The organism is Maricurvus nonylphenolicus, assembly GCF_042854845.1.
GTDB classification, from domain to species: Bacteria; Pseudomonadota; Gammaproteobacteria; order Pseudomonadales; family Cellvibrionaceae; genus Maricurvus; species Maricurvus nonylphenolicus.
Genome location: NZ_AP031498.1, coordinates 4,047,052 through 4,065,397 on the forward strand (window position 1 = coordinate 4,047,052; position 18,346 = coordinate 4,065,397).

Consider the following 18,346-nt stretch of genomic DNA (forward strand, 5'->3'; position numbering starts at 1 on the left):
CTTAGACATTAGCCATCTCTCCTGCCACTTCCTGGCATACAGCCGCCACTTTATCCGCCGCATCTGGCATAGCCAGTTTGCGTGCATTGTTAGCCATCGTAATCAGGCGACTGCGGTCCTGCATGGCATGGGTAATAAATGTTGTCATCACTTCAGCAGTTAAGTCACGCTGCTGTTTTATTTCTGCGGCCTGGTTATCCACAAGCCACATAGCATTCTTGGTTTGGTGATCATCAATCGCATAGGGATAAGGCACCAATAATGCTGCACTACCTGCTGCGGTTAACTCGGCCACCGTCAAGGCACCGGCACGACAAATCACCACATCGGCCCAGCCGTAGGCTTCAGCCATATCGTCAACGAAGGCATCAACCCTTACACGCTGACCATCAATTTCAATACCTTGCTCTCGGTATAAGGCCTGGGTTTTTTCCAGGTGGTTTTTACCCGTTTGGTGACGCACAACAACCGATTCTGCCAAACCGTCCGTCGCCAATGCCTGAGGCAACAATTCATTCAAGGCTAGCGCGCCGAGGCTGCCGCCAAGCACCAATAACTTCAGCGGCTCATCATTGGCACTGATGCGCAATTCAGGCTGCGGTAAATTGGCAATTTCCTTGCGAACCGGATTACCCACCAGCTGTGCATTGGGCAAGCTATCTGGAAACGCCTCCATCACTCGAGTCGCCATTTTTGCCAGCCAACGGTTAGTCGTACCCGCCACCGCATTCTGCTCATGAATCACTAACGGTTTGCCTAGCAATCTTGCCGCCAATCCACCGGGACCGGAGGCAAAACCACCTAAACCCAATACCACATCCGGGTTTTCCTGACGTAGGATTTGCATGGCATGCCACACAGCGCCCAATAACAGGAACGGCGCCTTTAATTTAGTGGCAATACCTTTGCCCCGGACACCTTCAATTTTTAAACAGTGCAGCTCGATACCCGCATTGGGCACCAGAGTCGATTCAATACCTCGCGCCGTACCCAACCACTTAATAAAAGCGCCCTGAGACTGTAGCTGTTTGGCCACAGATAGTGCTGGGAATACATGACCGCCAGTACCGCCAGCCATTACCATCACTTTTAAAGGTCGGTTAGCCATTGGCAGCAACCTCCAGCAGCTCTTCAGCAACGACGACATCATCGTTGGCAGAAACCGTCTGCTCCGGTTGCTTCACTTGCTTTTGAGCCGCTTTTTTCTTCGCTTTCTGTTTGGTTTTCTTTACTGGCTTTTCCGTAGCAAGTTCTGGCAGGGCTTTTACCTCCCAGTGAATACGCATCACCAGTGCCATCAGCGCACAACTAACTAACAAACTACTACCGCCATAACTGATAAACGGCAGAGTCAAACCCTTGGTAGGCAAAAAGCCGGATGCCACACCGATGTTAATCATCGCCTGCCCAGACATCATGATGGCAATTCCAAACACAGCAAAACCACAGAAGTAAGCCTGCTTGGCAATAGCCTGCTGTGCGATCGAGAATAAACGCACCATCAGCAGCGCAAACAAACCCATCACAATCGTGCTACCAATCAAGCCCAGCTCTTCGGCAATAATGGCGAAGATAAAATCCGTATGGGCCTCAGGCAGATAAAACAGTTTCTGCACACTGTGCCCCAATCCCACGCCAAACCATTCACCACGACCGAAGGCAATCAATGATTGGGTCAACTGATAACCACTATTAAACTGATCAGCCCACGGATCTAAAAAGGTAATCAAGCGCTGCATCCGATAGGGAGACAACACCGCAATCGCCGCCAAACCGCTGGCCCCCGCGGCAACCAACAAGCTGAAATGAAACAGTTTGATGCCCGCCAGAAACATCATCGCCACAACAGTAGCCACCAGCACAACCGTGGTACCGAAATCCGGCTCCAGCAGTAGCAACAAGCCGATCAGACCAATCACTACAACCGGCTTAATAAATCCACGCCACTGTTGACGCATTTCCGCACCTCGGCGGGCCAGGTAACTGGCAAAAAATACAATCGTACAAAACTTCACCGCTTCCGAAGCCTGGAAGGTTAATGGCCCTAACTGCAACCATCGCTGACTACCATTTACCTTGCGACCAATACCCGGTACTAATACGACCATCAGTAATAACAGGGCCAAAATAAGTAACCAGCCACCGTGGTTACTCCACAGGTGGGTAGGTATCGCAGCAACCAGAATCCCACCGCCAATGCCCAACCCCAGCCAGACAATATGGCGCTTAACATAAAACCAGGCATCACCGTAGTTGGCTTCAGCAAAACTGACCGATGCCGAAGCGATCATAATGATCCCCACTGATACAACGGCCCACCACAGAGATAACAGTGTCCAGTCAATGCGTGCCTGCCAAGGCAGGGCTGCGGTATTTTTTAAGGTTGCCGAGCTCATGCCACGACCTCCTTTACCGCATCAACGAATGCCTGACCACGTAACTCATAATTGCCAAACATATCGAAGCTGGCACAGGCTGGAGATAACAGGATTTTGTCTCCTGACTCCGCCAAAGTAATAGCCTTATTGACAGCATCAGTCATGGACTCAGCGAACACCTTTTTGACGGCATCACCTGCGACTTCAGCAATTTTTTCGCCATCCTCACCAATCAGTACCAAACCACGCGTCTGCTGCAGAGCATCATGTAAAGGTGAAAAATCAGCACCTTTGCCCACGCCTCCAGCAATCAAAACAATTTTACTGTCGGCTTCACGTAAACCTTCCAGCGCAGCCAGGGTTGCGCCAACGTTGGTGCCTTTGGAATCGTTATAAAATTCCACCCCTTGGTGCTCCGCCACCCACTGGCAGCGATGTTCCAAACCGGCAAACTGGCGCAAGCTTTCCAGCATGGCGTCCATCGGCAGGCCTGCCGCATAACCCAAGGCCAATGCCGACAAGGCATTCTCGACGTTATGACGGCCCGGCAAACGGATTTCGCTGACCGGCATCAGGGTTTTAAATTCATAGGCCAGGTGCTCTACTCCACCCTTGGTAATCAAACCAAAGCCGTAGCGATCCGGTTTGCTTAAACCGAAGGTCAGTTGTGTTACACCTGCAGCCAACGGTGGTGCTGTTAAGGCATCACCCCGATTGGTCACCACAGTCTCGGCGCCAAAATAAATCCGCTGCTTGGCCATATGGTAGGCGGCATAGGAATCATAGCGATCCATATGATCCTCACTGACATTGAGGATGGTAGCCACCTTGGCATTGAGCTTGTTAATGGTTTCCAACTGGAAACTCGATAGCTCTAATACGTATAAATCTTTTGCTGGCTCGTTTAGCCACTCCAACACCGGCTTGCCGATATTGCCACCGACACCAACATTTAATCCGGCTCGCTCCGCCATATCACCCACCAAACTGGTGACGGTGCTCTTTGCATTCGAACCAGTAATGGCGATAACAGGCGCAGTGATATTGCGCAGGAATAAACTGATATCGCCAATAACGGAAATACCAGCTTTTATAGCCTGCTGGATCGCAGCCTCTGCAATAGGTACGCCGGGACTGACAATAATCTCATCAACATTTAACAGGGTTTCAGCGTTTAACGGTCCCAACTCAACATGGGCATCCGGGAACTCTTGTGTAAAGTCCGCCAACGCACCTGGGGCCTCACGGGTATCCAACATCACAAAAGCCTCTTGCCGCGCCGCTAAATGGCGGGCAACAGATACCCCCGTCAGCCCCAGGCCGACGATGGCAGTTAAACGACTTTTTGCGATTAAATCAGACATACCCTAATTCTTTTGCCTTAACGCAGTTTCTTTTATCGTAACTTCAAGGTTGCCAGGCCGATCAAAACCAGCATGACGGTAATAATCCAGAAGCGCACAATCACGCGAGGCTCTGGCCAGCCTTTTAATTCAAAGTGGTGGTGCAGTGGCGCCATGCGGAAAATACGGCGTCCAGTCAGCTTGAATGATGCTACCTGCAAAATGACCGATACCGTTTCCATCACAAAGACGCCACCCATAATAAAGAAGACGATTTCGTGACGAACCACGACAGCAATAATGCCCAACGCTGCCCCTAGAGCCAGTGCGCCTACATCCCCCATAAATACTTGCGCGGGATAGGTGTTAAACCATAAGAATCCCAGGCCTGCCCCCGCCAATGCAGCACAGAAGACCACCAGCTCACCACCGCCAGCGATATAAGGAATATGCAGGTACTCGGCAAATTCGCTGTGGCCGACCAGGTAAGCAATAACACCCAATGCACCGCCTACCATCACCGTAGGCATAATGGCCAGGCCGTCCAAGCCATCGGTAAGGTTTACCGCATTACTCGAACCCACCACCACAAAGTAGGTCAGCACGATGTAAAACAGGCCCAGATCCCAGGCAACATTTTTAAAGAAAGGCACAATCAGCTGGGTTTCTGCAGGGCTTGCAGCCGTGGTGTACAAAAATATCGCAGCGCCTAAACCTGCCACCGATTGCCAAAAGTATTTCCACTTGGCGGGCAAACCGCGCGAGTTGGATTCCACCACCTTGCGATAATCATCAACCCAACCTACGGCACCAAAAATGGCCGTCACCAGCAATACCACCCAGACGTAACGGTTGCTTAAGTCAGACCACAGCAGGGCGCTGATAAAAATAGCTGCCAGAATCAAGGTACCACCCATAGTTGGGGTACCGGATTTACTGAGGTGCGACTGTGGACCATCATCACGTACGGATTGGCCGATCTGCAGATAATTCAATTTACGAATCATCCAGGGCCCCAACAGCAACGAAATGGCCAGAGCCGTCATCACACCGAGAATCGCGCGCATGGTCAGATACTGGAAGACAGCAAAGCCGCTTATATATTGTTGTAAGTATTCAGCAAGCCATAAAAGCATTAGGATTTGTCTCCGCTTTGTGTGAGTGCTTGCACGACCACGTCCATCCGCGCACTGCGAGAACCCTTAATTAAGACCACGGTATTTTTATCTACCTGTTGTTGTAGTTGTTGTATTGCATCCCACTGCTTTTCAAAATGCTGGCTTCCTTCGCCAAACCCTTCACTGGCAAAACGACTAATTACCCCAGTGGTAATCAGTTGCTCTACACCAGCTTGCTTGGCATATACGCCAAGTTCTTTCATTAAATCATTTGCGCTATCGCCCAGCTCACCCAGATCTCCCAGGACCAATACGGTTTTATCACGCGCCTTCAGACTTACCAGCGTATCAATCGCGGCTCTTACGGACCCTGGATTGGCGTTGTAGCTGTCATCAATAATGAGAGCCTGAGAAGCACCAGTTAATGCACTCAAGCGGCCAGCTACAGCCTGCAGGTTTTGTAACCCTTGCTGAATCTGTGGCAACTCAACGCCTGCTGCATACGCGCAGGCCGAAGCAGCCAGAGCGTTGGCGACGTTTTGCGCACCTAACAACTGCAGCTGAATATCAATCTCACCTGCCGGAGTAACCAAAGTGAAAGTCGGACCACCGTTCTCGCCTTGAGAAATATTTAGCGCACTAAAATCAGCCTTACTGGAAACCGAAAAACTCAACGGTTTTACATCGTCACGCAAGCTATCGCGCCACTGGCTATAAAACTGATCATCAGCATTGAGTACGGCTGTACCGCCAGCCTGCAAGCCCGCGTAAATTTCACCTTTGGTATTGGCTACTCCCTGCAGGGAACCAAAACCTTCCAAATGCGCCGCCATGGCGTTATTCACCAGCGCTATTTGCGGCTGGCCGATAGAAACCAGATAACCGATTTCGTGCAAACCACTGGCGCCCATCTCAATCACAGCAAAACCCTGATTAGACTCCATGGCCATCAACGTCAGAGGCACACCGATGTGGTTATTTAAATTGCCTTTCGTCGCATGCACCTCTCCCGCCTCTCGGAAGATACTGGCCAACATTTCTTTGACAGTGGTTTTGCCACTGCTGCCAGTAATCGCGACCAGGGTACCCTCAAATTGCTGGCGAGCCAGACGGCCAATATCACCCAGCGCCTGGGTGGTATCAGCGACCACAATCTGAGGCACATTTAACTGCTTGTTCTCACTTTCAACCACCAATGCCACAGCGCCTTGCGCTACCGCCGACGCCAAGAAATCGTGAGCGTTAAAATTCTCGCCACGCAGCGCAACAAACAAATCCCCTTGCGCGATTTTGCGGGTATCTGTACTCACCTGCTTAATCAGCAGGTCGTCGCCGCTCAAGCTACCTTCACAGGCTTGTGCAATATGTTGTAATGACAGAGAAGCAATCATGCGTTGCCTCCCTGTTGCTCAGAACGCTGCTGCAACGCTAAACGTGCCTGCACTACATCATCAAACGGCAATTTTTCAACACCGATTTGCTGATAGGTTTCATGGCCCTTGCCAGCCAATACAATGCAATCACCTGTCTGGGCATGATTAACGGCATAACGGATAGCCTCAGCACGATCTTCAACAACCACTGCAGTTTCAGTCTTCGTGATACCTGCGGTTATCTGCGCAATAATGTGATCAGGCTCTTCACCACGCGGATTATCGCTGGTCACCACAATACGATCCGCCAGACTGTCAGCTATCTGTCCCATCTGTGGACGCTTTCCTTGGTCACGATCACCACCGCAACCAAATACACACCAGAGCTGACCCTGACTGTGACCTTTAACCGCTTTCAGCACTGACGCTAAAGCATCCGGGGTGTGGGCATAATCAACCAATACGGTTAGATCCAATTCGTTCGCAACCGGTTGCATACGACCCGGCACAGCAGGCAACGTTGAAACGGCTTTTGCGATAGTTTCAAGTGACAAACCTTTAGCCAAAGCACCGGCAATCACGGCCAATAAATTACTGACATTAAACGCACCGATAACAGGAGCAGCGATATCACATTCCCCCATTGGCGTATGTAAACGTGCGCTTACGCCCTGTTGACCATAGGCAAGCTGTGAACAATAAATATCCGCTTGCGCATTATTGATGCTGTAACGCCATACAGGTGCTGCAGCCGCTTGTGCCGCTGCAATAAAAGACTGAGCAGCAGCATCATCGAGATTAATAACCGCGCGCTGTAAACCCGGCATGGCCATTAGCTTCAGCTTGGCATCGCGGTAGGCAGCTTCGCTGCCGTGATAATCCAGATGATCGCGACTTAAATTGGTAAATATCGCTACATCAAAACCAACTGCAGCGACTCGCCCTTGATCCAGACTGTGGGAAGACACCTCCATCACTACATTCTCAGCACCTTGCTGCTGGCACTCTGCCAGCACACGCTGGGTAGCAATGGCATCCGGTGTTGTCATGCCGGTTTCCACCAGTGACTTGCCAACACAACCATATCCCAAGGTACCCACAATCGCTGCCGAACTACCGCAAGCATCCAGCAAATGTGCCAACCAGTAACTGCAACTGGTTTTGCCATTGGTACCGGTAATACCCACACCAAACATGGATTGGGTAGGCTCGCCAAAATAGCGGCCGGCTAATGCACTCAACTGCTGATTCAACTCGGGTAATTCTATAATCGGTATATTCTTTTCTGCGCGCACAGCAATCTGATCGCCCTCGGCCAGCACTAAAGCAGCCCCAGCATCAATCGCCGCAGCAATAAACTTGCGACCATCGGCGCTATAACCGGGAACGGCGACAAACGTATCCCCCGCCTGCACCTGGCGACTATCCAGCACTAACTCACCCAGCTCAGCGCTCAACTGCTCAGACGAGAGCAATTGTTGCTGCTCCAGAACGCACAAAACCTCGGTCGGCAAAAGTGCCGCCAAGGTTAAGGCATTGGTCTGTTGTCGGGCCGACATCACGTTAACGGCTTCCGTTTGGACTGTGTGCTGGACACGGTTTCTACTGTTTCTCTTATTTCTTTTTGCGCTTCTGTTTTTACTTCTGTACTTGTTACTTTCTGCTTGTCGTTAAGCAATTTTTCATTCGGCGGCACGCGCATTAAGCGCAGTACCCCCTGTGTTACATTGGCAAATACTGGCGCCGCTACTTCACCGCCAAAATATTTGCCGTCGGTGGGTTCATTTATCACCACCACGGCTACCACTTTCGGATCATTGGCCGGGGCCATACCGGCAAATACACCGATGTAGCGATCAGCCGCATAACCTTCTGCGCCAACTTTGTGGATGGTGCCGGTTTTACCCGCGACCTGATAACCATCCAGACGTGCACGCTTCGCGGTACCATCTGGACCAACCACGGTGGTCAACATTTTGACCACCTGGTCGGCCAACTTGGGCTCAACCACCTGCTCGGCGGGAAGCCCTTCCCCAAATGCAGCGCCGGCTCTTCTAACGAGAGATAGGGGCTGCTTTTCACCACGATTCGCCAATACGTTGTACGCCTGCGCCAACTGCAAAGTTGTCACACTTAAACCATGACCAAAGGCAAAGTTGGCACGTTCAATCGGGTGCCACTTGCTTTTATTCGGCAACACTCCCACACCTTCACCGGGAAAACCCGTGCCAGTGCTTTGACCAAAACCCAGGCGGAAAAAGATATCCCGCACATGCTCCGGCTCCATATCCAGGGCCATCTTGGTAATGCCCACCTGACTGGACTTGGTCAAAATACGGGTCACATCAATCACGCCGTAGTTGATCGGGTCCAGCAGGGTTTTCTTGCCCACCCGGATATAACCCGGGCGAGTATCAATCAATGTTCCAGGCGTATAACGCTTGGTTTCCATGGCCGCCAGAACCGTTAAAGGTTTCATGGTCGAGCCAGGCTCAAACTGGTCGGTCAACGCCCGGTTACGCAATGCATCCACCCGAATACGACTCCGATCATTCGGGTTGTAAGCTGGCTGATTGGCCACCGCCAACACATCACCAGATTCAGTATCCAGCACCACCACAGAACCTGACTTGGCCTTGTGACGGGTTACCGCGGCTTTTAACTCACGGTAAGCCAGATACTGCATGCGCAGATCCACGCTTAACATCAGATCCTGACCCGGTTGCGGCGCACGCAACAGGCCATCATCTTTAATAACGCGACCCTTTAAATCTTTTACTACTTGCTTGGCGCCGGACTTACCTTGCAACCAATCCTCGAAGGCCAACTCCATGCCTTCGCGGCCTCGCTCATCAATATCGGTGAACCCCACCAAATGAGCCGCTACTTCTCCCGCGGGATAGTAGCGCTGATATTCTGTGCGGCCATAAACGCCTGGCCAGTCGTTGGCGAGGAGCTTTTCTGCATCCTGTGGCGGCATATGCCGACGCAGGTAAACAAATTCTTTATTGCGATAGCGGTTAAGTTTTTCCGCCAACGCGTCTTTATCTTTTCCTAATTCGCCAGCTAAAGCCGACCACACTTCAGGCGCTTGCAATAACACCTGCGGATTAGCCCACAGGGAAACTACTGGCGTACTTACTGCCAAGGGTTCGCCGTGGCGATCGGTAATCACACCGCGGTACGCCGCAATAGATTCCGTACGCACAGTGCGGGCATCACCCTGGCCCTGCAAAAACTCGAAACCTTTTTCCTCACCGGGCACAACCTGTAGACGCGCCAGATGGGTGAGCATAAATCCAACAACAACCAATAGAGCCAGTACAACAAAGTAAAAGCGCCAACGGGCAATCATCAGACCGTTATCAGTCTTTGATTTAACCGTTGCCGCCTTTGGCTTTTGTTGCGCCTTACTCATGGCTTCACCATTATCAGGTTGTCACCTTCGGGAACCTGCATCTGCAACTTATCCACAGCTTCCCGTTCGATTCGGCTATAGGCTCCCCAGGCAGACCTTTCTAACAAGTACTGCCCCCAGGCCACCTGCAGTTGCGCGGCTTCTTTGCGCAACACTTCCAATTGGTGCAATCGCTGACGCGTGGCATGGGTTGATGCCACCACAGCCAGGGCGGAGACCAGTACCAAGCCCCACAGAATCACCGTAATGATCAGTGGCTTGATACGGTTTGACCTGATACCACTTGAACCATGTCCCTGCTGCATCGCCAGTTATTTTATTTTTTCCGCAACCCGCATAATTGCACTTCGGGCTCGCACGTTAGCGTCAACCTCACCACTACTTGCGCGTACCGCCTTACCCACAGGCTTAAGACGGATATTGAGTTGCGACTCCATCAATGGCACCCCGCGAGGCACCTCGCCACCACGCTGATGATGACGAATAAACTGTTTTACTATGCGGTCTTCCAGCGAGTGGAAACTAATCACCACCAGGCGACCACCGGGCTTTAATACTTCCAACGCCTGATCCAGCAGCGCCTCCAAATCACCCAGTTCGTTATTCACCTCAATGCGAATAGCCTGAAACGCACGGGTGGCTGGATGCTTGCCTTTCTCCCAGGCCGGATTGGCCTCGGCCACAATATTGGCCAACTGCGCAGTTCGCGTAATCGGCGCCTCTTCACGCTTTTGCACAATGGCTCTCGCCATACGTTTGGCAAAACGCTCTTCACCGTAAACTTTTAATACGCGGGCAATTTCTGCCTCTTCCGCTCGAGCAATCCATTCGGCAGCGCTTTCACCACGTGTGGTATCCATGCGCATATCCAACGGGCCGTCATTTAAAAAACTGAATCCGCGCTCGGCGTCATCCAATTGTGGGGATGAAACCCCTAAATCCACCAGCACTCCATCGACCTGACCGTGTTTACCCAATGCCTGGATCTGTTGCTCCAGCTGGGCAAAGGAGTCATGCACGATACTGAATCTTGCATCTTCAGCCGCCAACTCGTTAGCGGTCTCAATCGCACGCGGATCCTTATCAAACCCCAGTAAACGGCCATTTTCAGTTAGCGCTTCCAGTACCAGCCGGCTGTGCCCGCCGCGACCAAAGGTGCCATCGACATACAGGCCATCCGAGTCCACTACCAGAGCGTCCACCGCCTCCTGCAGGAGTACGGTCAAATGTTTAAAGTCAGACACGGCAGCTCCTAGAGGGAAAGACTTTGCATTTCAATCGGCATTTCATCGTCAGCCGATTCTTCCAGTGAGGCGAACCAACGCTCTTCGCTCCACAACTCCAGGCTCTTACCTTGCCCAACCAGGATTAGCTTCTTCTCCAATCCAGCATATTCACGCAATGTGGGTGGTACCAATACCCGGCCATTACCGTCCATTTCCATAGGGCTGGCATAACCAATCATTAAACGCTGCAGGCGCTTAACGGCTTTATTCATATTGGGCAGGGCTTCGATCTGCGGCAGAACCTCCTGCCAGCGTGGCTCTGGGTAAACCACCAGACAACGGTCTTCGTGATTGGCCGTCATCACCAAACGCCCGCCACAGGCAGACGCCAGCGTCTCGCGGATGCGAGCCGGTATCGCCATGCGCCCTTTGGCGTCCATATTGATGTTATGACTTCCTAAAAACACGTTTCCCCACCGACTTATCGGTTCAGACCACAAAAAACCACTAAAAACCACTTTTTACCACATTGCCACACTATAAATCTGTGTGCATCAAAGTCAAGCATCCGTGCCGGGAAAACGTCACTAAATGAAGGAAAATAGCGGGGAACGTCGGAGAAATGACTTAAAACCGGAAAAAACGCAAGAAATCAACAGCAAGAAAAACCAACAAAAACAAAGCAATAGGAAGCAAACTTAAAGTATTACTTTAAGTTTGAGATCTTTTCTTCTTAAGAGAAGTAAGTACTTAGCCTGATATGGCATAAGCAGCCAACACACAGTACAACCTGAGGCACCTTTTATGAGCCCCACTAAATAGAAGCTCCTGGCAAACCTCTCTCTGAGCTGGCCCAGTGGCAGAAAGCCATAGGGATAGATTGAGAGCAAATGATTCTGTAGGACTTTTCCCATCAAATCAACCCCTTCAGAAACACCTGAATACCTGCGAATAACATCTGACAACACAGACACAACAAACCAAGGGCGTTTGTACTCTCCTAAGACAATTGCCTGACGCTTCAGCAACTGAGTTAGATCCCCCCCGGCCCCATAGTGAAATCACCGACCCCGTATTCCAATTGTGAGGAACCACTATGGACTATTCAAAATCACTGGCTGCTCTGGGCTTTAGCCTGCTAACCCTTAGCGCCGCCGTTAAAGCAGAAACAGATGTCGACGCCCTCAATGAGTGGGACAACTTGCCCATCATTGAGATGGAAGCCGAATACGACAACACACCAGACGGCCCTGACCATGAAGATGACACATCAGAGGAAGAGCTTTTCGAAGCCATTAGCCTGCGCCTTGATTCCCTGGTAGAAAATTTCGATCAAATGTCGGAAGACGAACTTATCGCTGAAGTTGAGCGCCTGGAAGCTGAACTACAGGAGATCTCTGACGGCAGACAGGAAGATGATTATGAAGACGATGATCATGAAGATGACGACGAATATGAAGATGATGACGAATACGAAGATGACGACGAATACGAAGATGACGACGAACTAGACGAAGAGCACGAAGGCGACGATGAGCTCGACGACGACATGGAAGATGAGTACGAAGACGACGATGAACTCGATGATGACATGGAAGACGAGTACGAAGATGAAGACGAACTCGATGACGACATGGAAGACGAGTACGAAGATGAAGACGAACTCGATGATGAAGACGAACTCGATGATGAAGACGAACTCGATGATGACATGGAAGACGAGTACGAAGATGAAGATGAGCTCGATGAAGACATGGAAGACGAATTCGAAGATGAAGGCGAACTAGACGATGAGCTGGAAGACGAGTTCGAAGGTGAAGACGAGCTAGACGATGAACTGGAAGATGAGTTCGAAGGCGAAGACGAGCTAGACGATGAACTGGAAGATGAGTTCGAAGGCGAAGACGAGCTAGACGATGAGCTGGAAGACGAGCTTGAAGGTGAAGACGAATTAGACGATGAACTGGAAGATGAGTTCGAAGGCGAAGACGAGCTAGACGATGAGCTGGAAGACGAGTTTGAAGGCGAAGATGAATTCGAGGATGAGCTGGAAGACGAATTTGAAGGCGAAGATGAATTCGAGGATGAGCTAGAAGACGAGTTCGAAGGCGAAGATGAATTCGAAGACGAGCTGGAAGATGAGTTCGAAGGCGAAGATGAATTCGAAGACGAGCTGGAAGATGAGTTCGAAGGCGAAGATGAATTCGAAGACGAGCTGGAAGATGAGTTCGAAGGTGAAGACGATTTCGAAGATGAGTTGGAAGACGACTTCGAAGACGAAGATGAGATGGATGATGAACTGGAAGATGATGAGCATGAAGACTCAGAAGACGAGTAATGCTCTAACCTCCCTCTAAATCATTAGCCCCTAAGGCGCACTTTCCACTCTCACTGTCCCGCTGGTTCCACGAGGGAACCAGCGTTCTTCCTCAAGGCCAGTGCAGAGTGGCTTTTTTCCCTCTCTTTTTTCTTTTCCCCGTCTGAAATAGAATAATGAACACTGATTTCAAACCACAGCAGAACAACCCAATGCGTAGTATTTTCTTTCGAATCTATAGCGGAATGTTATTAGCCACCATACTAATCATCACGCTACTCTATGCAGGGTTCCAACAATACAACCAGCACCGCCTGAACAACTACCTGAACGATGTTGCCAAGGGTACCTTTACTTTGATTGCCCAAGGTCTTGCTCGCCACCAAGGCAGTAAACGCCAGGAGTGGTTTGAGGTTGTGAAACGCCTAACAGGGCTAAACCTGGCGTTGTCGAGCCAAAAACCCGAGACTTTAACATCAGCTCAGATAGAGCGCCTCCTGCTGGGTGACATGATTATCCGGCCCGACTTGGGTGACAAAGTCGCCACCCTGTTCGTTTCTGTCCCCGGTGAAGAACAACTCTTTCTGTCAACAGAAATAGACGACGTTAATGAACAACTATCACGGGTTACCGCACTACTTATCCTTAATGATCTAGGTAGATACCCCAAAGACCAGCGAGATAAAGCACTTGTATCTCTACAGAAAACATTTGGTTTCCCCTTGATCGTCAGCGAGCTTAAAACAACCACCCTTGACGCCACCCAACTTAGACGTGTGAAACGGGGTGATATTGTGGTTACCCTCAATGACACAACCTTTGAAGCACCTTATATTCAGGTTTATGCAAAATATGGCAACAGCGGCAAGCTACTCATACTAGGCCCTATAGCCCTGTTCAACTGGTTTCCCAGCAATATTATTTTATTACTGGGTTTCGTTGGTTTACTGCTATTAGCGGTGTGCAGTTACGGGCTGGTCAGGCCACTTGAAAGACGCCTGCAAGCCATGGAACTGGAAGTAGACAAGGTTGGCACTGAACTGGCCCCAGCCGTTTCTGTCGAGGGCGATGATGCCATTAGCCGTTTTGGCCTAAGAGTTAACAGTATGGCAATGCGCATCCAGGGATTACTGGAGGAGCAACGGGAGTTAACCCACGCCATATCCCATGAACTGCGAACACCGGTATCGCGCTTAAAATTCCGACTGGAAAACCTCAACAGCCCCATCAGTGAGGAAAAACGCCAACAAACTATTGAAGGCATTAATAAAGACCTTAACGAACTTAACGCACTTATTGACGAGATACTAACCTTTGCCAGCCTGGAAAGCGGCTCACTCAACTTCTCGCCACAACCTCTGAACATCAACCAGCTGCTGGATAATTTAATCAACGAGACAAGCCTTTTATCTCCCCACCTCTCTCTGAATATCGACGCGCAAACAGCTACCACGGACGTGATGGGCATTGAGCATCTACTAAACCGAGCCATTCAGAATCTACTGCTGAATGCCACCCGCCACGCCAAGACACAAGTACAATTGAGCTTTACCAGCAACCAACACAACTACGAGATTAGAGTGGCCGACGACGGTACCGGTATTCCAGAGCAGGATCGGGAGCGCATCTTTACCCCCTTTACCCGCCTGGATAAAAGCCGTAATCGCTCGTCTGGCGGCTTCGGTCTGGGGCTAGCCATCGTCGATCAGATAGCCCAGTGGCACCAGGGTAGCGTAGCACTTGCCCACAGCGAGCTGGGCGGGGCCGAATTCATCTTCACCTGGCCCAAGCCTGAAAGCCAAATAAGCCTTTAAAATCAATAGGTTAACATTTAACAACATTTAGCCTACGAAAACGGCATACTGTATCTTTCATTTTCTACACATACTGAACCCAGACACTATGACAAGCTACAGCATCATGCGAAAACTGAGATTCTTAGGGTTCCTTTTGGCCTTCTGTGCCGAAACCGTGCTCGCTCAGGATATCGATATCGATGACTACGCGCTTGAACAGGCCATGGAAGATCAAGACCTTGACATAGATGAGACAGATGAGAGTCTGCTGGAACGCTACGGCGTTGGCATCGAAGGCGAGGATGAAGACATCCTAAATCAACTGGATGAAAGCTCCTTACTGGATTATGAAGACGATGAATTCGAACAAGAAGAATCTGCTGAGGAAGAATTAGCCGAAGAAGTGGATGCACTGGACGAATTCGAAGCGGATGATGAGATCGAAGATCTCGAGGAGATGGATGACCTCGATGAAATGGAAGATCTTGACGAAATGGAAGACCTTGATGAAGAGGCTTTCGATGAAGAAGAGTTTGATGAAGAAGATATAGAAGACGAAGATTTCGAAGAGGAAGACTTCGAGGAAGATGACATGGAAGAAGACTTTGAAGAGGAAGACTTCGAAGAATCTGAATAGGGATTATTTCCAACAACAAGAACCTGCACTTATCAGGTAAGCTAAAATCATAACGAGGGCGTGCCATTATGGTAGTTAGAGTTAATAAAAAGCAAACCTCCACCCTTAGCCTCTTAGCCAGCCTGACATGCTTTTTATCTGTCTCAGCACAGGCCACCAGCACCAATGATTTACCCCCTTCGAAAAGCGAGCGCTTTGAGCAAGCACTTAAAGCACGCACAGAAGGTAAAACCTATCAAGCTATTGAACTGCTGGAAGAGCTTGTTGAGCAAAATCCCTCTCATGCCCGTTTACAACTGGAACTGGCAAAATCCTATTATCAGGCTCATCAGTATCAACTGGCTGAAGCAACCGTTGAAGATGTTTTACAGGATACCAGTAGTAGCGAGACCGCTCGAAACAAAAGCCAACAATTTCTAAACCGAATCAATGAGAAAAAAGTAAAGTTTGATAGCCAGCGTCACAGCTTTAAGGGCAGCATTAAAATGTTTACCGGTAATGACACCAATGCCAATGCAGCGCCGGCAGACAACGACCTTGAGGAAGGAATTTTACCCATCTCATCGATATCACAAGAAGATACTTTTATTGGTGCTTCGATTTCTCTAAAACATCGATACCAATTCTCTGGCAGCTATAATATAGCTGATAAACCAGCGACATTATCCTGGCTAAACTCACTCAAAGTTAGCGATAAAAATTATGACGATATTGATCGCTCCGACCTCACTGTCACTACGATTAACACCGGTTTAACGCTTAGCCAAAAACGTAACTGGAATACCGGGATAAAGCTTAGAGGGGAACATATTCGCTTGGGAGGTGAGAATCTGGCCTACTACACCAGCATAATCCCGAGTTATACACACTTCTTCGACAAAGCCAGTGTCAGCCTAACACCGCGATATACTCGCCGAGACTATGTCGATAGCAACGATAAAGGTAAGGAAGGCCATCGCAGCAGCATCACCCTGGCCTACACCCACCCCTTTGACTATGACATTACGCTGCGCTTGGCTGTAGACGCTGCCACCACTGATCTTGAAGACGATTGGCGCTCCTATGACACAAGCAAATTCAGCCTGCGAGTTTTGAAAAAGTTTACCCCAGAGTTATCACTGTCTTTCTCAAGTAGCTACGAGGACAAACAGTACGATTCCTTCGCACCAAGCTATTCAGAGGACAGGCACGACAAAACTACACGAGCAGGCCTGGGGCTTAAATACAAACTTACCCCGGCTATCGTATTAGGCTTGAAGTACAGCTATACCGACCGGGATTCCAATCAGGAAATCCGCGTTTACGACCGCGAGCGTCTGGAGGCCTCCATAGGTTATAATTTCTAAACCAGAACAAACCGCAGTCAACAGAGAAATAGCATGGTAAATAGTCCAATGGCCAACATCCTGTTGGTCGAAGACGACGAAGACCTGGCCACATTAACCCAGGACTATTTAGCCAACTACGGCTACAACATCAACGTTGAAGGTAACGGCGCTACGGCTATTGAAAGAATTCTGGAAGAAAAACCTGACTTGGTGATTCTGGATCTTATGTTACCTGGTGCAGACGGTATAGAAGTCTGCCGCAGTATCAGAGATAAATTCCACAATCCTATTTTAATGCTGACTGCCAGAACCGATCAGATCGACCAAATCCTGGGGTTGGAAATTGGTGCCGACGATTATGTCTGCAAACCTGTTGAACCCCGGTTGCTGGCCGCACGAGTAAAAGCACTGTTAAGGCGCTCTCAGCCCGAAACCTCGCCCGCAGAGATTCTGACTAACTCAGAAGCGCTGACCTTCGATGACCTTGTTATCGATAACGGCTCGCGTCGCGTCACCCTGGCCGATAAGGAAGTTGAGCTGACCACACCTGAATACGATCTGCTCTGGCTCCTGGCCCAAAATGCTGGCACCGTTTTGTCCCGCCAGGAGATTTTTGAATCACTGCGTGGCATTAGCTACGACGGTCAAAATCGCGCGATAGACATCAACATCTCGCATATTCGGTCCAAGCTAAACGACGACCCCAATAGCCCGCAGCGAATTAAGACAGTGAGAAACAAAGGCTATATGTTTGCCAAGAGCATTCGTAGCTAGCGACATACACAAGAAAGAGAAAATAGGAGTTGGCCTGTAAGCCCTGAATCTGAGCTAAAGAGTCGTCGAGGACATTGTCCGCGCTGCCCAAGTCTAATTGTATGACTCAGGTGAGGAATAATTTGGAGTTGGCCTGTAAGCCTTGAATCTGAGCTAAAGAGTCGTCGAGGACATTGTCCGCGCTGCCCAAGTCTAATTGGATGACTCAGGTGAGGAATAATTTGGAGTTGGCCTGTAAGCCGGGTTCTGTCTAGGACAGTCATTCGTCTAGGCCAGCAATCACTCACTGGCTCAAGCAACCTACCCGTTCCCAGTGCGGGTACACACCTATAGGGAACCTATTTGGTCTTGCTCCGAGCGGGGTTTACCATGCCACAGACTGTTACCAGCTGCGCGGTGCGCTCTTACCGCACCCTTTCACCCTTACCGGCAGCACACGAATGCGCTGCTTAGGCGGTCTACTCTCTGCTGCACTTTCCGTAGGCTCACGCCCCCCAGGCGTTACCTGGCGCTCTACCCTTTGGAGCCCGGACTTTCCTCCCTGCGGGGCCTGGATACACACAAGTGAGTAGCCACGCTTGCCACAGAGCGACTGCCGAGCCAACTCCGAGGCGCTAGGGTAGCGATGAGAAGGGTTT

15 protein-coding genes and 1 other RNA gene are annotated in these 18,346 nt (G+C 50.2%); 5 read left to right on the forward strand and 11 right to left on the reverse strand.

Annotated elements, in window-relative coordinates:
- Position 1 precedes the first annotated feature (1 nt).
- The 10 genes from murG to mraZ are packed head-to-tail and all read right to left on the reverse strand — an operon-like array spanning position 2 to position 11,323.
- Positions 2-1,108, reverse strand: coding sequence for an undecaprenyldiphospho-muramoylpentapeptide beta-N-acetylglucosaminyltransferase (gene murG, locus ACGHZ6_RS17540; RefSeq protein ID WP_390615307.1), 1,107 nt, complete (start codon positions 1,106-1,108; stop codon positions 2-4).
- Positions 1,101-2,396 (reverse strand): putative lipid II flippase FtsW, encoded by a 1,296-nt coding sequence (ftsW, locus tag ACGHZ6_RS17545; protein ID WP_390615309.1) that lies wholly within the window; start codon positions 2,394-2,396, stop codon positions 1,101-1,103. The genes murG and ftsW overlap by 8 nt, the downstream gene beginning before the upstream one ends.
- Positions 2,393-3,742 (reverse strand): UDP-N-acetylmuramoyl-L-alanine--D-glutamate ligase, encoded by a 1,350-nt coding sequence (murD, locus tag ACGHZ6_RS17550; RefSeq protein WP_390615311.1) that lies wholly within the window; start codon positions 3,740-3,742, stop codon positions 2,393-2,395. Before murD ends, ftsW begins: the two co-directional genes overlap by 4 nt.
- Before the next feature lie 32 nt (positions 3,743-3,774).
- Positions 3,775-4,857 (reverse strand): phospho-N-acetylmuramoyl-pentapeptide-transferase, encoded by a 1,083-nt coding sequence (gene mraY, locus ACGHZ6_RS17555; RefSeq protein ID WP_390615313.1) that lies wholly within the window; start codon positions 4,855-4,857, stop codon positions 3,775-3,777.
- Positions 4,857-6,230, reverse strand: a complete 1,374-nt coding sequence (gene murF, locus ACGHZ6_RS17560) for a UDP-N-acetylmuramoyl-tripeptide--D-alanyl-D-alanine ligase (RefSeq protein ID WP_390615314.1) — start codon at positions 6,228-6,230, stop codon at positions 4,857-4,859. Before murF ends, mraY begins: the two co-directional genes overlap by 1 nt.
- Entirely contained in the window at positions 6,227-7,771 is a 1,545-nt protein-coding gene (locus tag ACGHZ6_RS17565; RefSeq protein WP_390615315.1) for a UDP-N-acetylmuramoyl-L-alanyl-D-glutamate--2,6-diaminopimelate ligase, read from the reverse strand. The genes murF and ACGHZ6_RS17565 overlap by 4 nt, the downstream gene beginning before the upstream one ends.
- Entirely contained in the window at positions 7,771-9,567 is a 1,797-nt protein-coding gene (locus ACGHZ6_RS17570) for a peptidoglycan D,D-transpeptidase FtsI family protein (protein ID WP_390619182.1), read from the reverse strand. The genes ACGHZ6_RS17565 and ACGHZ6_RS17570 overlap by 1 nt, the downstream gene beginning before the upstream one ends.
- A 59-nt stretch (positions 9,568-9,626) precedes the next feature.
- A complete protein-coding gene (gene ftsL, locus ACGHZ6_RS17575) occupies positions 9,627-9,935 on the reverse strand; it encodes a cell division protein FtsL (RefSeq protein ID WP_390615316.1) in 309 nt (102 codons plus the stop codon).
- 6 nt (positions 9,936-9,941) lie between these two features.
- Entirely contained in the window at positions 9,942-10,874 is a 933-nt protein-coding gene (gene rsmH, locus ACGHZ6_RS17580; protein ID WP_390615317.1) for a 16S rRNA (cytosine(1402)-N(4))-methyltransferase RsmH, read from the reverse strand.
- Between the two features lie 8 nt (positions 10,875-10,882).
- Positions 10,883-11,323 carry a division/cell wall cluster transcriptional repressor MraZ gene (gene mraZ, locus ACGHZ6_RS17585; RefSeq protein WP_390615318.1) on the reverse strand — a complete coding sequence of 147 codons (441 nt, stop codon included), beginning with the start codon at positions 11,321-11,323 and terminating at the stop codon, positions 10,883-10,885.
- Positions 11,324-11,952: 629 nt separating this feature from the next.
- Between mraZ and ACGHZ6_RS17590 the strand changes: the two genes are divergently transcribed.
- The 5 genes from ACGHZ6_RS17590 to ACGHZ6_RS17610 all read left to right on the forward strand — a co-directional run bounded on the left by ACGHZ6_RS17590 (position 11,953) and on the right by ACGHZ6_RS17610 (position 17,708).
- Positions 11,953-13,194 carry a hypothetical protein gene (locus tag ACGHZ6_RS17590; protein ID WP_390615319.1) on the forward strand — a complete coding sequence of 414 codons (1,242 nt, stop codon included), beginning with the start codon at positions 11,953-11,955 and terminating at the stop codon, positions 13,192-13,194.
- 155 nt (positions 13,195-13,349) lie between these two features.
- Positions 13,350-14,987 carry an ATP-binding protein gene (locus tag ACGHZ6_RS17595; protein WP_390615320.1) on the forward strand — a complete coding sequence of 546 codons (1,638 nt, stop codon included), beginning with the start codon at positions 13,350-13,352 and terminating at the stop codon, positions 14,985-14,987.
- A 106-nt stretch (positions 14,988-15,093) separates the two neighbouring features.
- Positions 15,094-15,606 (forward strand): hypothetical protein, encoded by a 513-nt coding sequence (locus ACGHZ6_RS17600; protein WP_390615321.1) that lies wholly within the window; start codon positions 15,094-15,096, stop codon positions 15,604-15,606.
- 68 nt (positions 15,607-15,674) lie between these two features.
- Entirely contained in the window at positions 15,675-16,952 is a 1,278-nt protein-coding gene (locus tag ACGHZ6_RS17605) for an outer membrane beta-barrel protein (protein ID WP_390615322.1), read from the forward strand.
- 33 nt (positions 16,953-16,985) lie between these two features.
- The gene (locus ACGHZ6_RS17610) at positions 16,986-17,708 is read left to right on the forward strand and encodes a response regulator (protein WP_390615323.1); all 723 of its coding nucleotides are present in this window, start codon (positions 16,986-16,988) and stop codon (positions 17,706-17,708) included.
- Between the two features lie 219 nt (positions 17,709-17,927).
- Here ACGHZ6_RS17610 and rnpB read toward each other — a convergent pair.
- Positions 17,928-18,316: RNase P RNA component class A (rnpB, locus tag ACGHZ6_RS17615), an RNA gene on the reverse strand.
- Positions 18,317-18,346 lie beyond the last annotated feature (30 nt).

Bases quoted from the DNA above. Each gene is read 5' to 3' on its own strand.
- murG (WP_390615307.1), bottom strand. From the start codon at position 1,108: ATGGCTAACCGACCTTTAAAAGTGATGGTAATGGCTGGCGGTACTGGC.
- ftsW (WP_390615309.1), bottom strand. From the start codon at position 2,396: ATGAGCTCGGCAACCTTAAAAAATACCGCAGCCCTGCCTTGGCAGGCA.
- murD (WP_390615311.1), bottom strand. From the start codon at position 3,742: ATGTCTGATTTAATCGCAAAAAGTCGTTTAACTGCCATCGTCGGCCTG.
- mraY (WP_390615313.1), bottom strand. From the start codon at position 4,857: ATGCTTTTATGGCTTGCTGAATACTTACAACAATATATAAGCGGCTTT.
- murF (WP_390615314.1), bottom strand. From the start codon at position 6,230: ATGATTGCTTCTCTGTCATTACAACATATTGCACAAGCCTGTGAAGGT.
- ACGHZ6_RS17565 (WP_390615315.1), bottom strand. From the start codon at position 7,771: ATGTCGGCCCGACAACAGACCAATGCCTTAACCTTGGCGGCACTTTTG.
- ACGHZ6_RS17570 (WP_390619182.1), bottom strand. From the start codon at position 9,567: ATGATTGCCCGTTGGCGCTTTTACTTTGTTGTACTGGCTCTATTGGTT.
- ftsL (WP_390615316.1), bottom strand. From the start codon at position 9,935: ATGCAGCAGGGACATGGTTCAAGTGGTATCAGGTCAAACCGTATCAAG.
- ACGHZ6_RS17590 (WP_390615319.1), top strand. From the start codon at position 11,953: ATGGACTATTCAAAATCACTGGCTGCTCTGGGCTTTAGCCTGCTAACC.
- ACGHZ6_RS17595 (WP_390615320.1), top strand. From the start codon at position 13,350: ATGAACACTGATTTCAAACCACAGCAGAACAACCCAATGCGTAGTATT.
- ACGHZ6_RS17600 (WP_390615321.1), top strand. From the start codon at position 15,094: ATGCGAAAACTGAGATTCTTAGGGTTCCTTTTGGCCTTCTGTGCCGAA.
- ACGHZ6_RS17605 (WP_390615322.1), top strand. From the start codon at position 15,675: ATGGTAGTTAGAGTTAATAAAAAGCAAACCTCCACCCTTAGCCTCTTA.
- ACGHZ6_RS17610 (WP_390615323.1), top strand. From the start codon at position 16,986: ATGGTAAATAGTCCAATGGCCAACATCCTGTTGGTCGAAGACGACGAA.